This is a genomic window from Amycolatopsis albidoflavus (assembly GCF_039525725.1).
GTDB classification, from domain to species: Bacteria; Actinomycetota; Actinomycetes; order Mycobacteriales; family Pseudonocardiaceae; genus Amycolatopsis; species Amycolatopsis albidoflava.
Genome location: NZ_BAAAHV010000016.1, coordinates 270,391 through 291,108, shown reverse-complemented (window position 1 = coordinate 291,108; position 20,718 = coordinate 270,391). Strand labels below are relative to the sequence as shown.

The window sequence follows — 20,718 nt, the reverse complement described above, 5'->3', positions numbered from 1 at the left end:
CTCGGACTCTGTCAGGCGGGCGGCCGGGCGTCGACCGGTTTTCCGCCGCAGGCGCGGATCACCGCGTCGGCGAGCAGGTCCGTCGGATCGAGCACCCCGGACGCCTGCCTTGCCGCCAGCGGAAGTTCCGTGCACGCCAGCACGGTCAACGGCGCGTCAACGTCGGCAAGCGCCCGGTCGAAATGCGCCGTTCCGCTCGCCAGGTCGCCGCGCTTCACCGCCGCGACCGCCGCGTCGACTTCCCGCTGCCCTGCTTCGGACGGCAGCACCCACTCGACCCCGGGCACGCCCCGTTGGTAGAGCCCGGCGGCGATCGTCCCGCGAGTGCCGAGCAGCCCGACCGGACCCGTGCGTCCGGCGAGGAATTTCGCCGTCTCCGCGATCATGTCCACGAACGGCACCCCACTTGCCGCAGCCAGCCGCGGCAGGAAGAAATGCGCGGTGTGGCACGGAATCGCAATCGCGGAAGCGCCGAGATCGCGGAGTTTCTCCGTCCCGGCAAGCAAAGCCGGATACGGGTCGGTGCTCCCGTCGAGCACAGCGGCGACCCGGTCCGGCACGGTCGGATCCGCCCAGATCGCCACCCGCAGGTGGTCCTGGTCGCGGTCCGCGGCCGTCCGCGCGATGAGTTTCGCGTAGAACTCCGCGGTCGCCGCCGGGCCCATTCCGCCGAGAATGCCCGCGATCACTGGAAGGTCGACCGGTAGCCGAACAGCCCCACAGCGCCGCCGGTGTGCACGAACACGACGGTGTCAGTCGCCGCGAACCGGCCTTCCCCGATCTCGCCGAGCAGGCCGGCGAATCCCTTCCCCGAGTACACCGGGTCCAGCAGGATTCCTTCGGTCTCGGCGAGCAGCCGCACCGCGTCCACCATGGACTGCGTCGGCACGCCGTAGCCCTCGCCGACCCAGCGGTCGTCCACCAGCACGTCGTCGCGGGACACCTCGGCACCGATCAGCTCGGCGGTCCGGGCGGCCAGCCCGTGCACCGCGTCGATCTGCCGCGCTTCCGGCTGCCGCACGCTGACGCCGAGCACCCGCGCGGGACTGTGCACCGCGCGCAACCCGGCGACCAGCCCGGCCTGCGTACCGGTGCTGCCGGTCGCGTGCACGACCCAGTCGACCGGAACCGGTGCGGCGTCCAGCTCCAGCGCGCACTGGACGTAGCCGAGCGCGCCGATCGGATTCGACCCGCCGCCCGGGATCACGTACGGCCGCCGCCCCTGCGCGCGCAGCTTCTCGGCGACCGTCTCCATCGCCGCTGGCATATCGGTTCCGGCCGGTACCCGGTCGACGATCTCCGCCCCGAGCAGTTCGTCGAGCAGCACGTTGCCGGAGTTCTCGTACTCCTCGTCGCGCACCTGACGTTGTTCCAGCAGCAATTTGCAGCCCAGCCCGGCACGCGCGGCGGCCGCGGCGGTCTGCCGGGCGTGGTTGGACTGCGTCGCGCCCTGGGTGATCAGCGTGTCGGCGCCCTGCGCGAGCGCGTCGCCGACGAGGAATTCCAGCTTGCGGGTCTTGTTGCCGCCGGTCGCCAATCCGGTGCAGTCGTCGCGTTTGATCCAGAGGTCCGGAACGTCCCGATGGCGTTCGCGCAGCCGCGCGGTGAGCCGTTCCAGCGGTTCGAGCGGCGTCGGGAAGTGTCCGAGCGGGAAGCGGGCGAAGCGCGTCGTCTGTACCACGGACGCCATCGTGCTTCCCGGGCCCGGCCGCTGTCCACCGCGTCCACTACGGATGCAGCTCGGCGCGGATCTCCTGCGCCGCCTGCGCCAGCCGCGCGCCGATCGCGGCGATATCGGCCGGACCGGTCAAATACACCACCGCCAGCGCCGCCGGATGCTGTCCGGGCACCGCGAGCGGCACCGCGATCGACGACAGCCCGGGGATCACCTCGTCATGGCTGGTTTCGTACGGCGCTTTTTCCCCGCGCAACTGCTGCAGGATCGCGCGGCCCGGTGCGCCGTCGGTGATGGGATGCCGACTGCCCGGCCGCTGCGCCACCGCCGCTGTCGCCTGTCGCGGTTCGACGCTGGCCAATGTGACCACGGAATCCTCGCCGTCGAGCGTCGCGAGGAACGCCGTCATGCCCAGTTCGTTCGCGAGCACGGTCAGCTCGGGCAACGCAGTGGACTGCAGATCGCGGGAAACGTTGCGCGCCAACGCCGCCAGCCTCGCTCCCAGCTCCAGCTCGCCGTTCGCGCCGCGCACGATCAGGCCGTGGTCTTCGAGCGTGCGCACGATGCGATAGGTGATCGACCGGTGCAGCCCGAGCCGCGAGGCCAGCTCACCGATCGACAGCGGCGCGTCGGCCTCGGCGAGAACTTCCAGCGCGGTGAGCCCGCGCGACAACGTCTGCGACCCGGCCGCTTGCTTGGCTTCCGTCACGACTCGGTCCTTCCCCGCGGGGTCTTGTGCACCGGAGCGGCCCACCTTAGCATCGATGTACTCAATAATTGAACAACGAGTTCTATTATCGAACACGGTCCCCAGGGTGCTTCACAGCGAAGTGAGGAAACTTATGCAGTTCCACCACCACGGCTACGTTTCCGGCGAACCGCGCGTCCTGCCCGCCGCCGGAACCGGAATCGACCGGCCCGCGGAACTGCCGGACGAGGTCGACGTGCTGATCGTGGGCACCGGCCCGGCGGGCATGATCACCGCCGCGCAGCTGTCCCGGTACCCGGACGTCACCACGCGCATCGTCGAACGCCGCGGCGGAAGGCTCGAAGTCGGCCAGGCGGACGGGATCCAGGCGCGCAGCGTCGAAACCTTCCAGGCGTTCGGCTTCGCGAACCGGATCGTCGAAGAGGCGTACCGGATCACCACGATGTCGTTCTGGAAGCCCGATCCCGCCGACCCGAAGCGCATCGTCCGGTCGTCGCGCGTGCCCGACGACCCCACCGGGATCAGCGAATTCCCGCACCTCATCGTGAACCAGGCCCGCGTGCAGGACTATTTCGCCGAGTACATGGCGAACTCGCCGAGCCGGATGACTCCCGATTTCGGCCTGGAATTCCAATCGCTGGCCATTACCGAGGGCGACGAATATCCGGTTTCCGTGACGCTGCGCCACACCGTCGGCCCGCGCGCCGGCGAGGATCGCGTTGTCCGAGCCAAATACGTCGTCGGCTGCGACGGCGCCCGCAGCGCGGTGCGCGAGTCGATCGGCCGGGAACTCGTCGGCGACCAGGCCTTGCACGCGTGGGGCGTGATGGACGTCCTCGCCGTGACCGATTTCCCGGACATCCGCACGAAATGCGCCATCCAGTCGCACGACGGCGGCAACATCCTGCTGATCCCCCGCGAAGGCGGCGCGCTGTTCCGGATGTACGTCGACCTGGGCGAGGTGTCCGAGGACGACCACGGAGCCGTCCGGAAGACGACGATCGACCAGATCATCGCGCGCGCCAACGCGATCATGCGTCCCTACACTGTGGACGTCAAGAACGTGGCGTGGCACAGCGTGTACGAGGTCGGCCACCGCCTCACCGACAAATTCGACGACGTCCCCGTCGGCGACCCCCGGCTGCCGCGCGTCTTCATCACCGGCGACGCCTGCCACACGCACAGCGCGAAAGCCGGGCAGGGCATGAACGTCTCGATGCAGGACGGGTTCAACCTCGGCTGGAAACTCGGCCACGTGCTGGACGGCCGCGGTCCCGCTTCGCTGCTGGCCACCTATTCCGCGGAACGCCAGCTGATCGCGAAAAACCTCATCGACTTCGACAAGGAATGGTCGACGCTGATGGCGACCCGGCCGGAAAACCTGGCCGATCCGGCGGAACTGGAAGAGTTCTACGTGAAGACCTTCGAGTTCCCGTCCGGTTTCATGACGTGCTACCAGCCTTCGGAGCTCATCGCCTCGCCGGACCACCAGGACCTGGCAACCGGGTTCCCGATCGGCAAACGCTTCAAGTCGGCTCCCGCCATGCGGGTCTGCGACGCCAACCTGGTCCACTTAGGACATCACGCGCAAGCCGACGGGCGTTGGCGCGTCTACGTTTTCGGACCCGCCGCCCCGGTCGCCGATTTCGCCGACTGGCTCGGGAATTCCCCGGACTCCCCGGTCGTGGCCCACACGCCGAAGAATCTGGACGTCGACGCCTGGTTCGACGTGAAGGCGATCTACCCGCAGCCGTACGAGGAAATCGATCTCGGCGAGGTCCCGGAAATCTTCCTGCCCCGCACCGGTCCCTTCTCGCTGATCGACTACGAGAAGGTTTACGCGGCAGATCCCGCGGACGACATTTTCGCCGCCCGCGGGATCTCGCCGGACGGTGCGGTCGTAGTGGTCCGGCCGGACCAGTACGTCGCGAACGTCCTCCCGCTCACCGCTACCGCCGAGCTGGCCGCGTTCTTCGCCCCGATCTTCAGCGCCGGGTAGCCGTCAGGAACGCTCGGCCGGGCAGAAGCGGTCCCGCGCCGGGAAGTCCCCGCCGACCAGGTACGCCGTCGTCGTGTCGTTCAGGCAGTTGTTCGCGCCGGCGCCATAAGCGACGTGTCCGCCCTGGTCGGCAGTGACCATCCGGGCCCGGGAGCCGAGCGCCCATCGCGTGCGCAAGGCCCCGGGCAACGGCGTCGCCGGGTCGCGGAGGTTCTGCACCATCAGCACGTCAGCCGGTCCATCGCCGGTGATCCGTACCTTCTTCTCCACTGGCGCGGGCCAGTACGCGCACGCCCGGATATTGGCGGCGTAAGCGCCGTACATCGGATACCGCGCCCGGTCGACCTCGACGTTGCGCTGATACGTCCGCACCGACGTCGGCCACTGCGAATCGCCGCAGATCACCCCGAGGTAGCCGACCGGGAAGCTGCCGCGATCCCCCGCCTTCGCCGCGACGGATCCGGGAAGCGGCTGGTGCGTGTCGAGGAGATGCCAATACGTGGCAAGCTCTTTGAAGCTGCTGTCATTCCGAAGCTCCCCCGACGTGAAGCCTCGGAACGCCGTCCCGTCGAACCCGGACTCCGGCTTCTCGTCCAGCCGATCGGCCAACTCATAGTACTTCGCCGTCACCGCCGCCGGAGTGGTGCCGAGGCGGTATTCCTGGTCATGCTTCGCGGCGTACTTCGCGAAGTCGGGAAACCGCAATTGGAAACCCATGCCTTGCGCCCGCAACGCCTCGACGTCGTATCCCTCCGGCGGCAAGCTGCTGTCCAGCACAACTCGATCGCTGCGCTCCGGGAACAAGGTCGTGTACACCGCCCCGAGATAGGTGCCATACGACTCCCCGTAGTAGGAAATCTTGTTTTCTCCCAAGGCTTCCCGTACTCGGTCCATGTCCCGCGCCGTGTTGGCGGTGGTGATGAACGGCAGCAGATCGGCAGTCTCCGAACTGGTGCACTGCTGGGCGATCCGCTCCGCCAGCGCGGCGGATTTCGCCACCTCCGCCGGATTGTGCGGATAAGGCGGGTTGGCCGCGAGCGCCTTGTCCGCGTCGTTCAGTCCGCAGGTCAGGCCCGCGCTGGAGCCGATCCCGCGCGGGTCGAATCCGACGATGTCATAGCTGTCCCGCACCGCCTGCGGAAACGGCTGCACCACCGGGACGCGCAACCCCGCCAAACCCGGACCGCCGGGATTGACCAGCAGCACGCCGCGCCGTTTCTCCGGTTTCGCCGCGGACAGCCGGGACACCGCGATGTCGATCTTCCGCCCGTCCGGATGCCGGTAGTCCAGCGGAACGGCCACCGTCGAGCACTGCAGGCCAGGCAGTTGACCACCGCCTGGACAGGCACCCCACCGTAACGGCCCGGCCGACGCGGGCGCCGCCGACACCACCGACACCACCGCCGCGACCGCGAGCGCGACCGGCATGATCTTTCGCATTCAGCTCTCCTCTGCGGATCGGAGTTGCTGATTCACCACACCAGCCGACGGCGCGCCGGACCCCTGCCATTTGTCACCCCCGCAGCACGGCGGCGAGCCCCTCCCGCAGATCCCGGACGAAATACCCCGGCACCTCGAGCGACGGGAAATGCCCGCCCCGTTCCGGCTCCCGCCAGCGGACGATCTGCCGGAACCGCTCCCGCGCCCAAGGACGCGGGGTCTTCTCGGTGTCGCGGGGATACATGGCGACGGCCGCCGGAACGTCCACCCGGAGCTCCGGATCCAGCGAATTGTGGCTCTCGTAATAGATCCGGGCCGCCGACGCACCGGACCGGGTCAGCCAATACAACGTGACGTCGTCGAGCACGCGATCGCGGGAAATAGTCTCGAATGGACTGTCCTCGGTGTCCGACCACTCCGCGAACTTGTCCACCAGCCAGGCAAGCAGCCCGACCGGCGAGTCGACGAGCGAGTACCCGATGGTCTGCGGCCTGGTGGCCTGCTGCTTCGCGTACGCCGCGCGATGCCGCCAGAAGTGCCGGGTCTCCTCGGTCCACCTGCGCTCGTCCGCCGTCAGCCCGTCCGTCGACAGTCCGGGCGGCCCTTCCGCGAACAAGGTGTGGACACCCAGAACCCGTTCCGGGAACCGGCCGGCGAGAACCGTGGTGATATTGCCGCCCCAGTCACCGCCGTGCGCCAAGAACTCGCGGTACCCGAGCCTCCCCATCAACTCGACCCACGCGGCCGCGATCTTTTCCGTCCCCCAGCCCGTAGTGGTCGGTTTGTCGCTGTACCCGAAGCCCGGCAACGACGGCGCCACAACGTGAAACGCCGGCGCGCCGGCGTCGTCCGGGTCCGCCAATTCGTCCACCACGTCGACAAACTCCGCGACGCTGCCCGGCCACCCGTGCGTCAAGATCAGCGGAGTCGCGTCCGCGCGCGGGGACCGGCGGTGCAGGAAATGGATACCCAGGCCGTCGATGGTCGTGCGGAACTGGCCGATCCGGTCCAGCCGCTCCTCGAACGCCCGCCAGTCGTACTCGGTGCGCCAGTAGGTCACGAGATCGATCAGATCAGCGAGCGGCACACCCTGGTCCCATCGGCGGGATCCGTGCACCGTCTCGGCCTCCGGAAGCCTCGCCGCGGCCAGCCGAGCCCGCAGATCGTCGAGGTCAGCGTCGGTCGCACGGGCTTCGAACGCGTGTACTTCGCTGGTCAGCGCGGTCATGAGTCCTCCTCGGTCGGATTGGAACCGGCTAAGACGGTTCTAGCAGCCGCCCGCGTCCGAACGCAACCGGCTAAGCTGGTTCCATGCCTTCCGCGTTCCCCGACTTCCGCCTCGGCACCGTGCTCGCGACGAGTTTCACCGCGACCCTCACCGAGCGCCGCGGCGATGCCGTCGAGCGCATTCCGGTGCCGCAGCGACTCGTCGATTGGCTGGCGGTGAGCGGTCTCGCCGTGGACTCCTGCACCGCTGACCAGCTCGAACTCGCCAAGGAACTGCGGGAGTCGATTCACGCCGCCGCGACCGCGGCCGCACTCGACGAGGCCCTTCCCGCGTCCGCCGTCCAGGTCATCAACGACCGAAGCGCCCAGGGCCGCGCCGCAGCCGTCCTGACACCTGACGGCGAGCGACGGTGGCAACTCAGCTCCGCGACCGCTGTCGAGGACGCCCTTGGCGTGATCGCGGCCGACGCGATCAGCGTCATCTCAGGCGAACGCGACGGAAAACTGGCCCTGTGCGCCTCGCCGACCTGCCAGGCCGCTTTCTTCGACACCAGCCAGAGCCGCACCCGTCGCTGGTGCGACATGAACACGTGCGGGAACCGGCAGAAGAAGGCGCGCTTCAACGCCAACCAGCGCAAGGGCGCCAAAGCAACGGAGTGACCCTCGGAATGTGAGCAACCAGCACGGCTGATCCGCGCTGAGCACCGGCTTCGGGCGGCTGCGAAAGCGAGTAGCCGAAGACCCGAGCTAAAGCTCACAATAGAGCTATGACCAGCGAAAATCTGGCGACTGCGGCCAGCCGGATGACCACCGTCGAGGAGCTGGAAGCCGCCATCGGCCGCCCCGGCGCGGCGATCATGCTGAAGCAGCTCGACCACCTCGGCGAAGGCTGCGAAACGATCCTCGCGCGCTCCCCCTTCGCCGGTTGCGGCTACCGAACCGCCGACGGCGCCCGGCACAGCACGTTCGTCGGCGGATCTCCCGGCTTCCTGCACGCCCGCTCCCCCACGCAGATCTCCTTCGCTTTGCCCGCCAACGCCCCGGCACCAGCGATCGGCCACGGCATTTCCTTCGTGATCCTCCTGCCTGGCATCGGCGAAACCCTGCGGCTCAACGGAATCGTCGCGGCGACAGACCGCCGCGAAACGGCGGTGCACATCAACGAGGTGTACGTCCACTGTGGACGTTGCGTCTTCCGCTCCAAACTCTGGCAACCACGACCAGCGCGCGCCGCGCCGCCGGCCCCCGCGATGACCGACGGCCCGCTGGCGCGACCCGATATCGCCGATTTCCTCGCCCGCGCCCCGTTTCTGATCCTCACCACCGGCGACGCGGCAGGCGGAAGCGACACCAGCCCGCGCGGCGACCACCCCGGTTTCGCGCACCCCGTCGACGGCCGCACCATTCTGCTGCCGGACCGCAACGGCAACAAACGAGCCGACACCTCCCGCAATCTGCTCCAGGAACCGGATCTCGCCCTCGCCGCACTTGTCCCAGGACGCACCGATGTCCTGCAGCTGCGTGGCACCGCATCCCTCACCAACGATCCGGTCCTGCTGGAACCCCTTTCCCTGCGCGGAAATCTCCCCCAAGCCGCATTGCTGATCGACGTGACGAACGCCGAACTGGTTGCCAGCGAGGCAATCGAACGCTCGCGACTGTGGCATCCAGAGGCGCACGTCGACCGCGCCGAGGTGCCGGATCTGATGGCGCTGGCGGTGAAACACGCGTCACTCGGCACCGCGGCCGGTGCGCCGCCGGGTTTCCTGCTCGCCTTTATCGCGAGGTTCCCGAAATTGATCCGATTCGGCATCAACCGGGGTTATCGCAGCCAACTCCATGCCGAAGGCTACGCCGATTCCGCACCGGAGCCCGGCCGTCCGCTGCGAACTGTGCGCGTTTCCGAAATCCGCCGGGAAACCCCGCAGGCGGTGACCGTCGCACTGGAGGACGGGGCGCGGTTCGATTTCCGTCCCGGCCAGTTCTTCACGCTTGTCGCCGATCTTGACGGCAAGCCGGTGCGCCGGGCCTACTCCGCGTCGGGCGTCCCCGGAACGAAGCGGCTCGAAGTAACCGTGAAACGGGTCGGCGACGGCCGCTTCTCCTCTTACCTTCACGACCGCCTGCAGGTCGGCGACCGCCTGTCGGTGCGCGGCCCGTCCGGCTCGTTCCGTCCCGATCCGCGCGCCGACCTGGTGCTGATCGCCGCGGGCAGCGGAATCACGCCGATGATGAGCGTCCTGCGCACGCGGCTTTCGCGGCCGGGCCGCAGCCGGATCTCGCTGCTGTACGCGAGCCGGTCCGAGGAGGAAACCATCTTCGCCGCTCAACTGGCCCGGCTGCGGCGACGGCACCCGCGACGGTTGCGGATCACGCACGTACTGTCGCGTCCGGACTCCGGCTGGACGGGCGAACGCGGGCGGATCGACGAGGAGTTGCTGCGCCGCTGGCTGGGCGACGCTTCTCCGACGGTCGAGTACTGCGTCTGCGGGCCCGAGCCGCTGATGGCCATGGCCCGCGGGGTGGTCGCCGGACTGGGTGTGCCGGAGGGGCGATTCCACGAAGAGCGGTACACCAGCGGTGCTGTCGATCCGGCGGACATGAGCACCGAACCGCAGGAGATGGTGGTCGAGAACGTCGGCTCGGCCACGGTCGAACCTGGGGACACGCTGCTCGACGCCGGTCTCGCCGCCGGGCTGCCGATGCCGTATTCGTGCACCGTCGGAAACTGCGGCGAATGCCTGGTCCGGCTGCGTTCCGGGGAGGTCGCGACGAAACAGCCGAATTGCCTCACGCCGCGACAGCTGGCGGACGGCTATGTGCTCGCCTGCGTCAGCTGCCCTCGTTCGGCGGTCGTCATCGAAATCGAAGACGACCCGCGGTAACTCATCGACGACTGCCAGCTCGATCGCGTCAACCGCTCACGCCGTTGTCATCGACCTGGAAGGCGGCGAACACCCGGAATTGTCGGTCCCCCGATTTACCATGACCGCACATCGAGGAGGTGTGCACATGCGGGACGCCGTGCTCGAGGCGGCGAGGTTCCTGGCCGCCGGACGCACCCGGCAGCTCACGCTCGAGGACGTGGCCGACCACGTCCGGTACAGCCCGTTCCACCTGGCGCGCGCGTTCGAGCGGGAGATCGGCCTGCCGCCGGGGAAATTCCTTGCCGCGCAACGGTTCCAGCTCGCCAAGGAGCTGCTGCTGGACACCGGCGAGAAGGTGGTCGACATCTGCCACGAGGTCGGGTTCTCCGCGCCGGGCACCTTCACCACGCGCTTCACCGCGGCGGTCGGGGTGAGCCCGCACCGGTTCCGGCTGCTGCCCGGCCTCCTCGCCGAGCACCCGCCGGAACCGGTGCGGGTGGCGGGCCCGGACTGCGCGGGCGGGGCGGTCACCGGCCGCGCGCTGCTGAGCCCGGCCGCGGTCGCCGCGCTCGACGGGGCGCCCGCGGTGTACGTCGGGCTGTTCGCCGGGTCGTCGGCGCGCGGCGTCCCGGTCAGCGGCTCGCTGCTCGGGCCGGACCTGGAGTTCACGCTCGTCGACGTCCCGCCCGGCGTCTACCGGCTGCTGGCCTGCGCGCTGCCGTCGGCGGGCGATCCGCGCGCGCAGCTCGCGCCGAGCGTGCAGGCGGTCGGGTCGGCCGCGCGCCCGGTGCGGATCCGGGCCGGGCCGGTGCCGCTGCGCCAGGACGTCCGGCTGGACGTCGCGCCCGCGTGGTCGCCTCCGGTCCTGGTCGCGCTGCCGCCGCTGGCGTCGGAGGGAGCGCAAGAATGGAGAGGCGGCTCCCGGCTGGCGAGATTAGGTTGAACCAGGTCACAGCCCGTTGTCAGGGAGAAAGCATGCCTGGAGTTCGAGTATTGGTCGGCACCCGCAAGGGCGCGTTCATCCTCACCTCGGACGAGGGCCGCACGCGCTGGGAGGTCGACGGCCCGCACTTCGGCGGCTGGGAGGTCTACCACCTCGCCGGCTCGCCCGCGGACCCGGACCGGCTGTACGCGTCGCAGTCCACGTCGTGGTTCGGGCAGCTGATCCAGCGCTCCGACGACGGCGGGAAGACCTGGAACCAGGTCGACCACGAGTTCGTCTACGAGGGCGGCGCGGGCGAGCACCTCTGGTACGACGGAACGCCGAAGCCGTGGGAGTTCACGCGGATCTGGCACCTGGAGCCGTCGCTGACCGACCCGGACACGGTGTACGCGGGCGCGCAGGACGCGGCGCTGTACCGCAGCACCGACGGCGGGAAGAGCTGGCGGGAGCTCACCGGGCTGCGCAAGCACACGTCCGGACCGGGCTGGCAGCCGGGCGCGGGCGGGCTGTGCCTGCACACGATCATCCTCGATCCGCGGAACTCGAAGCGGATGTTCACCGCGATCTCCGCCGCGGGAGCGTTCCGCAGCGACGACAGCGGCGAAACCTGGCAGCCGATCAACCGCGGCCTGCACTCCGAGGGCATCCCGGACCCGGACGCCGAGGTCGGCCACTGCGTGCACCGCATCGCCTTGCACCCGTCGCGGCCCAACGTGCTGTTCATGCAGAAGCACTGGGACGTGATGCGCTCGGACGACGCGGGCGACAGCTGGCGCGAGATCAGCGGCAACCTGCCGAGCGACTTCGGTTTCCCGATCGCGGTGCACCCGCACGAACCGGAAACGGTGTACGTGGTCCCGATCCGCAGCGATTCGGAGCACTATCCGCCGGAGGGCAAGCTGCGCGTGTACCGCAGCCGCACCGGCGGCGACGAATGGGAACCGCTCACCCACGGCCTGCCGCAAGAAAACTGCTACGTGAACATCCTGCGCGACGCGATGGCCGTCGACTCCCTCGACGATGCAGGCATCTACTTCGGCACCACCGGCGGCCAGGTCTACGCGTCGAACGACGCGGGCGAAAGCTGGGCCCCGATCGTCCGCGACCTGCCCGCGGTGTGCTCGGTCGAGGTGCAGACCCTGCGATGACCACCGTCGTCCGCGTCAAGCTGCCCACGCACCTGCGCCGCCTGGCGAAGGTCGAGGGAGAGATCCAGCTGCCGGTCGAGGACCCGCCGACGCGGGACGCCCTGCTGGACGCACTGGAACACGCCTACCCCCAGCTGCGCGGCACAGTCCGCGACACGACCACCGGAAAACGCCGGGCGTTCGTCCGGTTCTTCGCCTGCGAGGAAGACCTGTCGAACACCGCCCCGGACACCGCCCTGCCCGCCCCGGTCCTGTCCGGAGCCGAACCGTTCCTGATCATCGGAGCCATGGCGGGCGGCTGACCAAGAACCACCGGCCGAGGGGAAGAACCCCGAGCCTCGGTGCGTCCCGGGGGCGCACCGAGGCCCCGGGCTTACGCGTGTTGGGCCGGGTCTGCCGGGTTCCTTGGGACCGGAGCTGTTTCCGCCGAGGCCGGTCGCCGCCGAACTGGGCACGGCTGACCGCTCGCGCCAGCCCAGCGGACTGAAGCCCCTCGCGCCGAGCCCGAGCGCGTCCCGGGGCGCGCCAAGGCCGGGGGTTTACGCGTGTCGGGCCGGGTCTTGCCGGGTTCCCTGGCACCGGAGCCGCTTCCGCCGAAGCCAGTCGCCGCCCAGCCGGGCACGGCTAGCCACTCGCGCCAGGCCCAACTCGCTCAAGCCCCTCGCACCGAGCCCGAGCGGCCCACCCGAGCCGGACCCCCGCCAGCTCCCACGGGCACCAAAGCCGCTACCGCCGAGGCCGGTCACCGATCGACGCCGAATTGGGCACGGCTGGCCCCTTGCGCCAGGCCTAACGCGCTCAAGCCTCTCGCACCGAGCCCGAGCGTGCCCACCCGAGCCGGACCCCGCCAGCTCTCCCGGGCAACAAAGCTCACCCCTGCCAGGGCCGGATCCCGCCAGGTCCCTCAGCCACCAAAGCCCACTGCTGCCAGAGCCAGACCCCGCCAGCTCCCCTAGCGCCAGACCCGCTGCCGCCAGGGCCGGTTGCCGCAAATCCTGGCCCGGCCCAGCAGACCGGCCGAGCCAAGCCCGTCCCGCCGAGCGCCAACAGGTTTCGCTGGTCAGGGTGCCCACTGTGGCTTGAGGTACCCAATGCGGCGTTCGGTGCATCCCACGCACCGAACGCAACGTCGAAGCGATCCGAAAGAACCAACGCCGCCCAACCACGACGGAACTCGCCCAGCCCGAACGGTCCGTCCCCGCTCCACCAACCCAGACCCGACCCGCACAGCCAGCCATCCCGTCGAACCCAGGCAGGATCAGTCCCGCACCGGTTTCACCGGGTCGTGCCCCAGCGACATCAGCCCCTGCCGCCAGCCCGCGTCCCCCGCCACCGGTTCCAGATCATCCCGGCGCGAGGCGTGCACCCGGTCCACCACATCGCGCATCACCTCGACATCACGCTCGTTCACATCCGACCGGCGTTTGCCCAGGATCGACAGCACCTGACGGCCGGTAGCAGGCCCCGCCTGGTCCGGGAGCGGTTCGGTTTCCGGGCCAGCCTCGCGGGTGCGCAGCCAGTCCGCCAGCTCCCGCGAGGTCATGTTCACCACCCGGTGGAATTCCGTCCACAGGTCGTCGTCCACGTGCGCGGCCACCTCGATCACCTCCCGGAGTCGTCGGTGGCCCGGTTACCCGGACCGCGCGAGGGCAAACCCGGCAGTGTCGAGTCCACATAGGACACATAGGACCGGGCCCGCGCGGCGATGCGCGCCAGTGCGGCGCATCCTGGCTCCGGAACCCCGGCCCGGACCGCCGACGCGATTGCCCGGTGGTCCTCCCACGACCGGGAAAGGTCGCCGTGTTCGGTGAGTTCTTCGAGGAGCCGGTCGGCCATCAGGCGGCGCAGCGGGACCCGGATCGCGAGCATGCTGCGCAGCAGGATCCGGTTGTGCGCGGCTTCGGCCAGCGCGACGTGGAAAGCCGCGTCCGCCTCCAGGAAACGGTCCCGGTCGGTCAGAACCACAGCCATCCGGTCGACCAAATCCGTCAAGACCGCCAGCTCGGCGGCGGTCCGGCGGCGGGCGGCCAGGGCGATGATGGTCGATTCGATCGCTTCCCTGGCCTCGACCAGCTCGCGATACTCCGCCGCGTCCGAAGCGCCCAGCTGCCACGGGACGAACCGGGTCGCCGAGGGTTCCAGCACGAACGTTCCGACGCCCTGGCGCGTCTCGACCCAGCCGCGCGCCTGCAGCGTCCGGACTGCCTCTCGGACGGTCAGCATCGACACCCCGGCCGACGCCGCGAAGTGCCGCAGCGACGGGAGCGCGGTCCCGGGAGGCCATTCGCCGCCGAGGATTTTGCGGGTCATCTCTTCGACCAGCGAATCCACCACGCTCACCCGCCGCACCCGGGCCAGTTCCGGCGGCGGTCCCCTCCGTCCCGAGGTCATCGCGCCAGCGTACGGATTGACGGCACTGTTTCAAACACCTAAATTCAGGCCGGGATGCCCACCGAAACCGATCTGCTCGCCGACCTCCGCGCGAACCTCCGCGGCGAGGTCCACGCCGACGTCCGCCGTCGCGCCGAGTACGCCGCGGACGCGTCCAATTACCGCGTCGTCCCGCAGGTTGTCATCCTGCCGAGGGAAACCGAGGACGTTCTCGCGACCCTCGAGATCGCCCGCCGCCACGGCGTTCCCCTGACCAGCCGCGGCGGGGGCACGTCGGTCGCGGGCAACGCGATCGGGCCGGGCGTGGTCGTCGACTTTTCGCGGCATCTCCACCGCATTGTCGACCTCGACCCGAGGGCGCGGACCGCGGTCGTCCAGCCCGGCGTCGTTCTCGCCGACCTCCAGCGCGCCGCCGCGCCGCACGGGCTGCGCTTCGGTCCCGACCCGTCCACGCACGCCCGCGCGACGCTCGGCGGCATGATCGGCAACAACGCCTGCGGGCCGCACGCGATCGCCTACGGCCGGACCGCGGACAACGTTCGCGAGCTGAGCGTGGTCGACGGCACCGGACGGCAGTTCACCGCCGGTCCGTCCGGCGCGGTGCCGGGCCTCGCCGAACTGATCGACACCCGGCTCAGCTTGCTGCGCACCGAATTCGGCCGGTTCAGCCGGCAGGTCTCCGGCTACTCGCTCGAGCACCTGCTGCCGGAGAACGGCCGCTCCCTCGCCCGCGCGCTGGTCGGAACCGAAGGCACCCTGGCGGTCACGCTGGAAGCGACCGTCGACCTGGTCGACATCTCCCCCGCGCGGCTGCTGGTCGTGCTCGGCTACCCGGACATGGCGACGGCTGGCGACGTCGTGCCCGGGCTGTTGCCGCACCGGCCGCTGGCTGTCGAAGGGCTCGACGCACGGCTGGTCGACCTCGTGCGCCACCATCGCGGCAACGTGCCCGCGCTTCCGGACGGCGGCGGCTGGCTGATGATCGAAGTCGGCGGCGAGACCGAAACCGAGGCCCGCTACAACGCCGAGCGTCTCGTCAAAGACTCCCAAGCACTCGATCACGTCGTGCTGACGCAAGGAGCCGAGGCCGCCGCGATGTGGCGGATCCGCGAGGACGGAGCCGGACTCGCAGGCCGGACTCCCACCGGCGAGCAGGCGTGGCCAGGCTGGGAGGACGCCGCCGTCCCGCCCGAACGGCTCGGCGCGTATCTGCGGGATTTCGACGCTCTCCTGGACGAATACGGCCTCGAAGGACTCCCGTACGGCCACTTCGGCGACGGCTGCGTGCACGTCCGGCTCGGGCTGCCGCTCGAACGGGACGCGTCTGTGTTCCGCGCGTTCATGACAGCCGCCGCGGATCTGGTCGTCGGTTACGGCGGCTCGTTCTCCGGCGAGCACGGCGACGGCCGGGCACGCGGCGAACTGCTGCCGAAGATGTACTCGGCCGAGACGATCGAACTGTTCAGCGCGGTCAAAGACCTCTTCGATCCCGACGACCTCCTCAACCCGGGCATCGTCGTCCGGCCTCATCCGCTCGACGCGGATCTTCGCCGCCCGCAAGCACATCCGCTTCCGGTCGTCGCGGGCGGATTCTCCTTCTCCCACGACGGCGGCGACTTCACCCGCGCCGTGCACCGCTGCGTCGGAGTCGGGAAATGCCGCGCCGACAACCGGGCGGCCGGCGGCTTCATGTGCCCGTCCTATCTCGCCACCCGCGACGAGAAGGACAGCACTCGCGGACGCGCCCGCGTGCTGCAGGAGGTCGCGAACGGCTCGCTGGTGTCGGGATGGTCGGACGACGCGGTGCACGAATCGCTCGATCTTTGCTTGTCCTGCAAGGCCTGCGGCAGCGACTGTCCGGCCGGAGTGGACCTGGCACAGTACAAATCCGAAGCACTGCACCGGAAATACCGGCACAAGATCCGCCCCGTTTCGCATTACACCCTGGGCCGGTTGCCGGACTGGATCCGCCTGCTGCACCGGATCCCGGTGCTCGGCCCCCTCGTCGTCAACGCCCTGATGTCGCTCCGCCCGGTCGAGAAGGTCCTGTTAGCACTGTCCGGAGTGGACACTCGTCGCCGAGCGCCGAGGTTCGCCCGCCGCTCGTTCACCCGGTCCCGGCGAAGGATTCGCGAGCAGGGGCCGGAAGTCGTGCTGTGGGCGGATTCCTTCTCCGACGGCATGGACACCGAGGTCGCCGAAGCGGTCGCGGCCGTGCTCGCCGACGCGGGGTACCGCGTGCTCGTCCCGCCGCGGCGGCCGTGCTGCGGGCTCACCTGGATCACCACCGGCCAGCTCGACACCGCCCGCCGGAAGCTCCGCGATCTCGTGCACACGCTGCGCCCCTATGTGCAGGCCGGGCTCCCGATCGTCGGCGTCGAGCCGTCGTGCACCGCCGTCCTGCGGTCCGATCTGCTCGATCTGTTCCCCGGCGATCCGGACGCGAAATCGGTCTCCGCCGCCGTCACGACGCTCTCTGAACTCCTCGCCAAGACACCCGGCTGGCAAGCACCCGACCTGTCCGGCGTCAAAGTGGTCGCGCAGCCGCATTGCCACCATCATTCGGTGATGGGCTTCGAGGCCGACCAAGCCCTGCTCGCCGCTACCGGTGCGGAACTGCACACTCTCGCCGGATGCTGCGGCCTGGCCGGAAACTTCGGCATGGAACGCGGGCACTACGACGTTTCCGTCGCGGTGGCGGAGAATGCGTTGCTTCCGGCCCTGCGCGACAACCCGGACGCGGTCTTCCTCGCCGACGGTTTCTCCTGCCGGACGCAAGCCGATCAGCTGGCCGGAGTGCGCGGTGTCCACTTGGCACAGTTGCTGAAGCGGCGCTGACGCCAGGGATCAGTTGTCCCAGAAGCCCTGCTTCTCCAGCAAGGAGACCGCGCGCTCGCCGCCGTCCGAGAAGTGTTTCTCCACAATGGACCGAGCCCGCGAAGCCGACCGGGCGCTGAGCGCGTTCAGGATCTTCCGGTGGTCGTCGTGCGCCTTTTCCGGCCAGTCCTCGTGTGCCTCGTAGAACCCGTGCGTCACCGATTTCGCGAGGATGCCCAGGATCGAGACCAGGCGGCGCGAATCGGCGGCGTAGTTGATCCTCCGGTGGAACTCGAAGTTCAGCCGTTCCTGCTCGCCGCGGTCCACTCCGGACTCCATCCGGTCCGCCAGATCGTGCAATGCCTGCAGGCTTTCCGGCGAAAGGTTCTTCGCCGCGCGCTCCGCCGCCAGACCGGAAACGAGGCCGAACACCCGGTAGTGATCCCGGATGTCGTCGCGCGTCATCCGCGCCACGAACGCGCCGCGGCGGGCGATGTGCTCCACCACGCCCTCGTGGTCGAGCGTGATCAACGCTTCCCGGACGGGCAGCTTGCTGATCCCGAGTTCGTCCGCCAGCGCCTCCTGGTCGATCTTCGCCCCGGCGCGCAATTGGCCGGAGAAGACCCGTCGCCGGATCTCGTGCGCGGCCAGCGCTTTCAGGTTCGCCGGACCGCTGCGGCGCAGTCCCGCGCCCGTGGTTTCGGGCATCGCCCCGGCCTCCCCTCTGGCGGATGGTTGTCCAGATAAAGTATTACATAAGCCGCTCTGCTCAAGCCCACCACCGACCATCCCGACCTGGCCGGTCAAAAGTGGCCAGATGCTGCATGAACCCGAACGGACCGTGCCTCGCGCCCGCACCGAACCGAGCGAAATACCGGATCAGTCCTGATAAAGTATTCAGCCCGACTGCCTCGCCCTGAAACGAGACCCGAGGAACCCATGTCCGCACCGGAAGCCTGGGAACCGTACGCCGTCACCAGCGAAGAAGTGCTCGAACCCGGCCCGGTCGCCGCGCTGGCGGCGTTGTTCGACAACGGGCTTCCCGCGCCGGAAACAGGCGACGACCTGCCGCCGCTGTGGCATTGGGTCGCGCTCGCGCGCTGGCCGGTGTCGTCGCGGCTCGGCCTCGACGGCCATCCGGTGCGCGGCGGTTTCCTGCCGCCGGTCGACCTGCCGCGGCGGATGTTCGCCGGCGGCGAGGTCGTGGCGCACCGCGCGCCGAAGGTCGGCGAGACCGTCCGCCGAAGATCCATTGTGGACTCGGTCACCGAAAAGCCCGGCCGTTCCGGGAAACTGGTGGTCGTCCAGGTGCGCACGGAACTGTCCGGAATGGACGGAACGCCGTACGTCGAGGAGCGCCAGGACCTGCTCTACCGCGAGGCCGGGCCGCCCGCCGCGCCAGCGGTCCCGGAAACCGCCGCCGCACTCGAGCCAGTGGGGTCGCCGTTCCGCCGCACCGACGGGCAGAGCTGGGAATTCGTCACCGATCCGACGCTGCTGATGCGGTTCTCCGCGGCCACCGCGAACGCGCACCGCATCCACTACGACTGGCCGTACGCCACCCGGGTCGAGGGCTATCCCGGCCTGGTCGTGCACGGCCCGTTGATGTCGCTGGCGCTGGCCGAGGTGCTGCGGCTCGACTCCCCCGCCTCCCGGGTGCGCCGGATCAGCCACCGCAACCAGGCCCCGCTGTTCTGCGGACAGCCCGCGCAACTGCGGGCGAGCCCCGGTGCCCGTTCGGTCGCGCTCGACCTGCTCGGCCCCTCCGGCCCGAGCACCAGCCTCGCCGTCGAACTGTCCGAAGAAGGCACGTGATCTGGCGGCCGTGTCCGCAGCGATGGCAAGGTGGCGCAGGTGTTCCGGACGACGGAGGGAAGCTGAATGAGCCGCTACGCGCAGTTCGAGAACCTGCGGGTCGACGGACCGGACGAGGACGGCGTCATCGAACTCGTCCTCGACGCGCCGCATCTCAACGCGGTCAGCGAGGACGCGCACGGCGAACTCGCCGACATCTGGCGCGAATTCGACCGCGACCCCGACGTCAAAGCGGTCCTGCTGCGCGGCGAGGGCAAGGGTTTCTCCGCGGGCGGGTCGTTCGACCTGGTCGAGAAGCTGGCGAACGACTTCGAGGCCCGTTCGCGGACCATGCGCGAGGCCCGCGACCTGGTCTACAACGTCATCGACTGCTCGAAGCCGACCGTCTCCGCGATCCACGGCCCGGCGGTTGGCGCGGGCCTGGTCGCCGGGCTGCTGTCGGACATCTCGGTGGCCGCCGCGAACGCCAAGATCATCGACGGCCACACCCGGCTCGGCGTGGCGGCAGGCGACCACGCGGCGGTGTGCTGGCCACTGCTGTGCGGGATGGCGAAAGCCAAGTACTACTTGATGACCTGCCGTCCGATGACCGGCGCGGAGGCCGAGCGGATCGGGCTCGTGTCGCTGTGCGTCGAGGAGGAGGCCGGGCTGCTGCCGACCGCACGGGAGATCGCGCACGAACTCGCGAATGGCGCGCCGAACGCGATCCGCTGGACGAAGCAGAGCCTCAACCTCTGGTACCGGCAGCTCGCCGGGGCGATCTTCGACTCCTCGCTGGCGCTGGAGTTCTACGGTTTCGCCGGTCCGGAGGTCCGCGAAGGGCTCGCCTCGCACCGCGAACGGCGGAAGCCGGACTTCACCCGCGTGCACGACCAGGCAGACTGACCAAGCAGACGAGGCGGTCCGCGGGGAACCTTCTACTGCGGACCGTGCGTCAGCGGCAGATTGAACGAATACCGCGACGCCCGGTAAACGTGCCAGCCGTATTCGACCACCCGGCCCGTTTCGTCGTATGTCGTGCGCTGCATCGTCAACAACGCCGCACCGGGCGATTCTTCCAACTGCGCCGCGTCTTCCTCGGTCGCCAGCCGCGCGCCGATGCTCTGCTGCGCCGAATGCAGCCGGATCCCCGCCTGCCGTAGCAGCTGATAGAGCCCCTGCGAACGCAATTCGTCGTCATCGACGTCGAGAATGCCGTCCGGGAGGCAATTGTTCATGACCGCCAGCGGTTCGCCTCCCGTGCAGCGGATCCGCTTCAACCGGCGCACTTGCTTCAGCTCGGGAGCCTCCAGCACAGCGGCGGTCTCGGCGTCGGCCGGTTCGACGCGGTTGACCAGCACCCGCGACGACGGCGTCTCGCCCAGTCCGGCGAGGTCGTCGAAGAGGCTGCTCAGGCGCAGCGGCCGGGCGACCTTCGTGCGCACCACCTGGGTGCCGACGCCGCGTTTGCGCACCAGTAGACCCTGGTTGACCAGCGACTGGATCGCCTGCCGCACCGTCGGCCTCGACAGCCGCAGCCCCGCCGCGAGGTCGAGTTCGTTCGCCAGCCGGGAGCCCGCGGGGAGGCGGCCGTCGTCGATCGCGGCGTGCAATTGGCGCGCGACCTGGAAGTACAGCGGCTCGGGGCTCGCCGGGTCCACCGCGATCCCGCGGACCGGGTCCCAGGCCGGACTGGTGCTCATCGCCG

At 69.6% G+C, this 20,718-nt stretch carries 18 protein-coding genes; 9 read left to right on the top strand and 9 right to left on the bottom strand.

Annotated features, from left to right (window positions below; translation table 11 throughout):
• Nucleotides 1–11: 11 nt before the first annotated feature.
• Genes cuyB through ABD156_RS27445 form a run of 3 tightly spaced genes read right to left on the bottom strand, consistent with a single transcriptional unit; the run spans nucleotide 12 to nucleotide 2,384 of the window.
• Nucleotides 12–689: a cysteate racemase gene (gene cuyB / locus ABD156_RS27455; RefSeq protein WP_344279746.1), complete on the bottom strand. Its 678-nt coding sequence runs from the start codon at nucleotides 687–689 to the stop codon at nucleotides 12–14.
• The gene (cuyA, locus tag ABD156_RS27450; RefSeq protein ID WP_344279743.1) at nucleotides 686–1,690 is read right to left on the bottom strand and encodes a D-cysteate sulfo-lyase; all 1,005 of its coding nucleotides are present in this window, start codon (nucleotides 1,688–1,690) and stop codon (nucleotides 686–688) included. Before cuyA ends, cuyB begins: the two co-directional genes overlap by 4 nt.
• 37 nt (nucleotides 1,691–1,727) lie before the next feature.
• Nucleotides 1,728–2,384 (bottom strand): IclR family transcriptional regulator, encoded by a 657-nt coding sequence (locus tag ABD156_RS27445; protein WP_344279740.1) that lies wholly within the window; start codon nucleotides 2,382–2,384, stop codon nucleotides 1,728–1,730.
• 133 nt (nucleotides 2,385–2,517) lie between these two features.
• Between ABD156_RS27445 and ABD156_RS27440 the strand changes: the two genes are divergently transcribed.
• Nucleotides 2,518–4,383 (top strand): FAD-binding monooxygenase, encoded by a 1,866-nt coding sequence (locus ABD156_RS27440; RefSeq protein ID WP_344279738.1) that lies wholly within the window; start codon nucleotides 2,518–2,520, stop codon nucleotides 4,381–4,383.
• Between the two features lie 3 nt (nucleotides 4,384–4,386).
• Here ABD156_RS27440 and ABD156_RS27435 read toward each other — a convergent pair whose 3' ends face one another.
• On the bottom strand, nucleotides 4,387–5,823 hold the full coding sequence (locus ABD156_RS27435; RefSeq protein ID WP_344279735.1) for an alpha/beta hydrolase: 1,437 nt from the start codon (nucleotides 5,821–5,823) through the stop codon (nucleotides 4,387–4,389).
• Nucleotides 5,824–5,896: 73 nt separating this feature from the next.
• A complete protein-coding gene (locus ABD156_RS27430) occupies nucleotides 5,897–7,051 on the bottom strand; it encodes an epoxide hydrolase family protein (protein ID WP_344279732.1) in 1,155 nt (384 codons plus the stop codon).
• 83 nt (nucleotides 7,052–7,134) lie between these two features.
• On the opposite strand from ABD156_RS27430, the gene ABD156_RS27425 reads away from it, so the two are divergent.
• From ABD156_RS27425 to ABD156_RS27405, 5 genes are all read left to right on the top strand, one after another.
• Nucleotides 7,135–7,710, top strand: a complete 576-nt coding sequence (locus tag ABD156_RS27425; RefSeq protein ID WP_344279729.1) for a CGNR zinc finger domain-containing protein — start codon at nucleotides 7,135–7,137, stop codon at nucleotides 7,708–7,710.
• A gap of 107 nt (nucleotides 7,711–7,817) precedes the next feature.
• On the top strand, nucleotides 7,818–9,935 hold the full coding sequence (locus ABD156_RS27420; protein WP_344279726.1) for a 2Fe-2S iron-sulfur cluster-binding protein: 2,118 nt from the start codon (nucleotides 7,818–7,820) through the stop codon (nucleotides 9,933–9,935).
• Nucleotides 9,936–10,062: 127 nt separating this feature from the next.
• Nucleotides 10,063–10,860, top strand: coding sequence for a helix-turn-helix domain-containing protein (locus ABD156_RS27415; protein ID WP_344279724.1), 798 nt, complete (start codon nucleotides 10,063–10,065; stop codon nucleotides 10,858–10,860).
• Between the two features lie 32 nt (nucleotides 10,861–10,892).
• Nucleotides 10,893–12,008, top strand: coding sequence for a WD40/YVTN/BNR-like repeat-containing protein (locus ABD156_RS27410; RefSeq protein ID WP_344279721.1), 1,116 nt, complete (start codon nucleotides 10,893–10,895; stop codon nucleotides 12,006–12,008).
• A complete protein-coding gene (locus ABD156_RS27405) occupies nucleotides 12,005–12,310 on the top strand; it encodes a MoaD/ThiS family protein (protein ID WP_275291770.1) in 306 nt (101 codons plus the stop codon). The genes ABD156_RS27410 and ABD156_RS27405 overlap by 4 nt, the downstream gene beginning before the upstream one ends.
• Nucleotides 12,311–13,266: 956 nt before the next feature.
• Here ABD156_RS27405 and ABD156_RS27400 read toward each other — a convergent pair.
• Complete coding sequence (locus ABD156_RS27400; RefSeq protein ID WP_377926579.1) at nucleotides 13,267–13,605, bottom strand: DUF3140 domain-containing protein; 339 nt, start codon at nucleotides 13,603–13,605, stop codon at nucleotides 13,267–13,269.
• Between the two features lie 5 nt (nucleotides 13,606–13,610).
• Complete coding sequence (locus ABD156_RS27395) at nucleotides 13,611–14,399, bottom strand: FadR/GntR family transcriptional regulator (protein WP_344279714.1); 789 nt, start codon at nucleotides 14,397–14,399, stop codon at nucleotides 13,611–13,613.
• A gap of 54 nt (nucleotides 14,400–14,453) precedes the next feature.
• Between ABD156_RS27395 and ABD156_RS27390 the strand changes: the two genes are divergently transcribed.
• Complete coding sequence (locus tag ABD156_RS27390) at nucleotides 14,454–17,237, top strand: FAD-binding and (Fe-S)-binding domain-containing protein (protein WP_344279711.1); 2,784 nt, start codon at nucleotides 14,454–14,456, stop codon at nucleotides 17,235–17,237.
• A 9-nt stretch (nucleotides 17,238–17,246) separates the two neighbouring features.
• Here the strand turns inward: ABD156_RS27390 and ABD156_RS27385 are convergent, their stop codons facing one another.
• Nucleotides 17,247–17,924: a GntR family transcriptional regulator gene (locus ABD156_RS27385; RefSeq protein ID WP_344279708.1), complete on the bottom strand. Its 678-nt coding sequence runs from the start codon at nucleotides 17,922–17,924 to the stop codon at nucleotides 17,247–17,249.
• A 231-nt stretch (nucleotides 17,925–18,155) separates the two neighbouring features.
• Between ABD156_RS27385 and ABD156_RS27380 the strand changes: the two genes are divergently transcribed.
• Together ABD156_RS27380 and ABD156_RS27375 are read left to right on the top strand one after the other, a co-directional pair.
• A complete protein-coding gene (locus ABD156_RS27380) occupies nucleotides 18,156–19,031 on the top strand; it encodes an HTD2 family dehydratase (RefSeq protein WP_344279705.1) in 876 nt (291 codons plus the stop codon).
• A gap of 66 nt (nucleotides 19,032–19,097) precedes the next feature.
• The gene (locus ABD156_RS27375) at nucleotides 19,098–19,916 is read left to right on the top strand and encodes an enoyl-CoA hydratase/isomerase family protein (RefSeq protein WP_344279703.1); all 819 of its coding nucleotides are present in this window, start codon (nucleotides 19,098–19,100) and stop codon (nucleotides 19,914–19,916) included.
• 32 nt (nucleotides 19,917–19,948) lie between these two features.
• Here the strand turns inward: ABD156_RS27375 and ABD156_RS27370 are convergent, their stop codons facing one another.
• Nucleotides 19,949–20,713 (bottom strand): GntR family transcriptional regulator, encoded by a 765-nt coding sequence (locus ABD156_RS27370; RefSeq protein WP_344279700.1) that lies wholly within the window; start codon nucleotides 20,711–20,713, stop codon nucleotides 19,949–19,951.
• Between the last annotated feature and the right edge of the window lie 5 nt (nucleotides 20,714–20,718).

Bases quoted from the DNA above. Each gene is read 5' to 3' on its own strand.
- ABD156_RS27430 (WP_344279732.1), bottom strand. From the start codon at position 7,051: ATGACCGCGCTGACCAGCGAAGTACACGCGTTCGAAGCCCGTGCGACC.
- ABD156_RS27415 (WP_344279724.1), top strand. From the start codon at position 10,063: ATGCGGGACGCCGTGCTCGAGGCGGCGAGGTTCCTGGCCGCCGGACGC.
- ABD156_RS27390 (WP_344279711.1), top strand. From the start codon at position 14,454: ATGCCCACCGAAACCGATCTGCTCGCCGACCTCCGCGCGAACCTCCGC.
- ABD156_RS27370 (WP_344279700.1), bottom strand. From the start codon at position 20,713: ATGAGCACCAGTCCGGCCTGGGACCCGGTCCGCGGGATCGCGGTGGAC.
- ABD156_RS27435 (WP_344279735.1), bottom strand. From the start codon at position 5,823: ATGCGAAAGATCATGCCGGTCGCGCTCGCGGTCGCGGCGGTGGTGTCG.
- ABD156_RS27425 (WP_344279729.1), top strand. From the start codon at position 7,135: ATGCCTTCCGCGTTCCCCGACTTCCGCCTCGGCACCGTGCTCGCGACG.
- ABD156_RS27405 (WP_275291770.1), top strand. From the start codon at position 12,005: ATGACCACCGTCGTCCGCGTCAAGCTGCCCACGCACCTGCGCCGCCTG.
- ABD156_RS27375 (WP_344279703.1), top strand. From the start codon at position 19,098: ATGAGCCGCTACGCGCAGTTCGAGAACCTGCGGGTCGACGGACCGGAC.
- ABD156_RS27385 (WP_344279708.1), bottom strand. From the start codon at position 17,924: ATGCCCGAAACCACGGGCGCGGGACTGCGCCGCAGCGGTCCGGCGAAC.
- ABD156_RS27380 (WP_344279705.1), top strand. From the start codon at position 18,156: ATGTCCGCACCGGAAGCCTGGGAACCGTACGCCGTCACCAGCGAAGAA.
- ABD156_RS27420 (WP_344279726.1), top strand. From the start codon at position 7,818: ATGACCAGCGAAAATCTGGCGACTGCGGCCAGCCGGATGACCACCGTC.
- ABD156_RS27440 (WP_344279738.1), top strand. From the start codon at position 2,518: ATGCAGTTCCACCACCACGGCTACGTTTCCGGCGAACCGCGCGTCCTG.
- ABD156_RS27410 (WP_344279721.1), top strand. From the start codon at position 10,893: ATGCCTGGAGTTCGAGTATTGGTCGGCACCCGCAAGGGCGCGTTCATC.
- ABD156_RS27395 (WP_344279714.1), bottom strand. From the start codon at position 14,399: ATGACCTCGGGACGGAGGGGACCGCCGCCGGAACTGGCCCGGGTGCGG.
- cuyA (WP_344279743.1), bottom strand. From the start codon at position 1,690: ATGGCGTCCGTGGTACAGACGACGCGCTTCGCCCGCTTCCCGCTCGGA.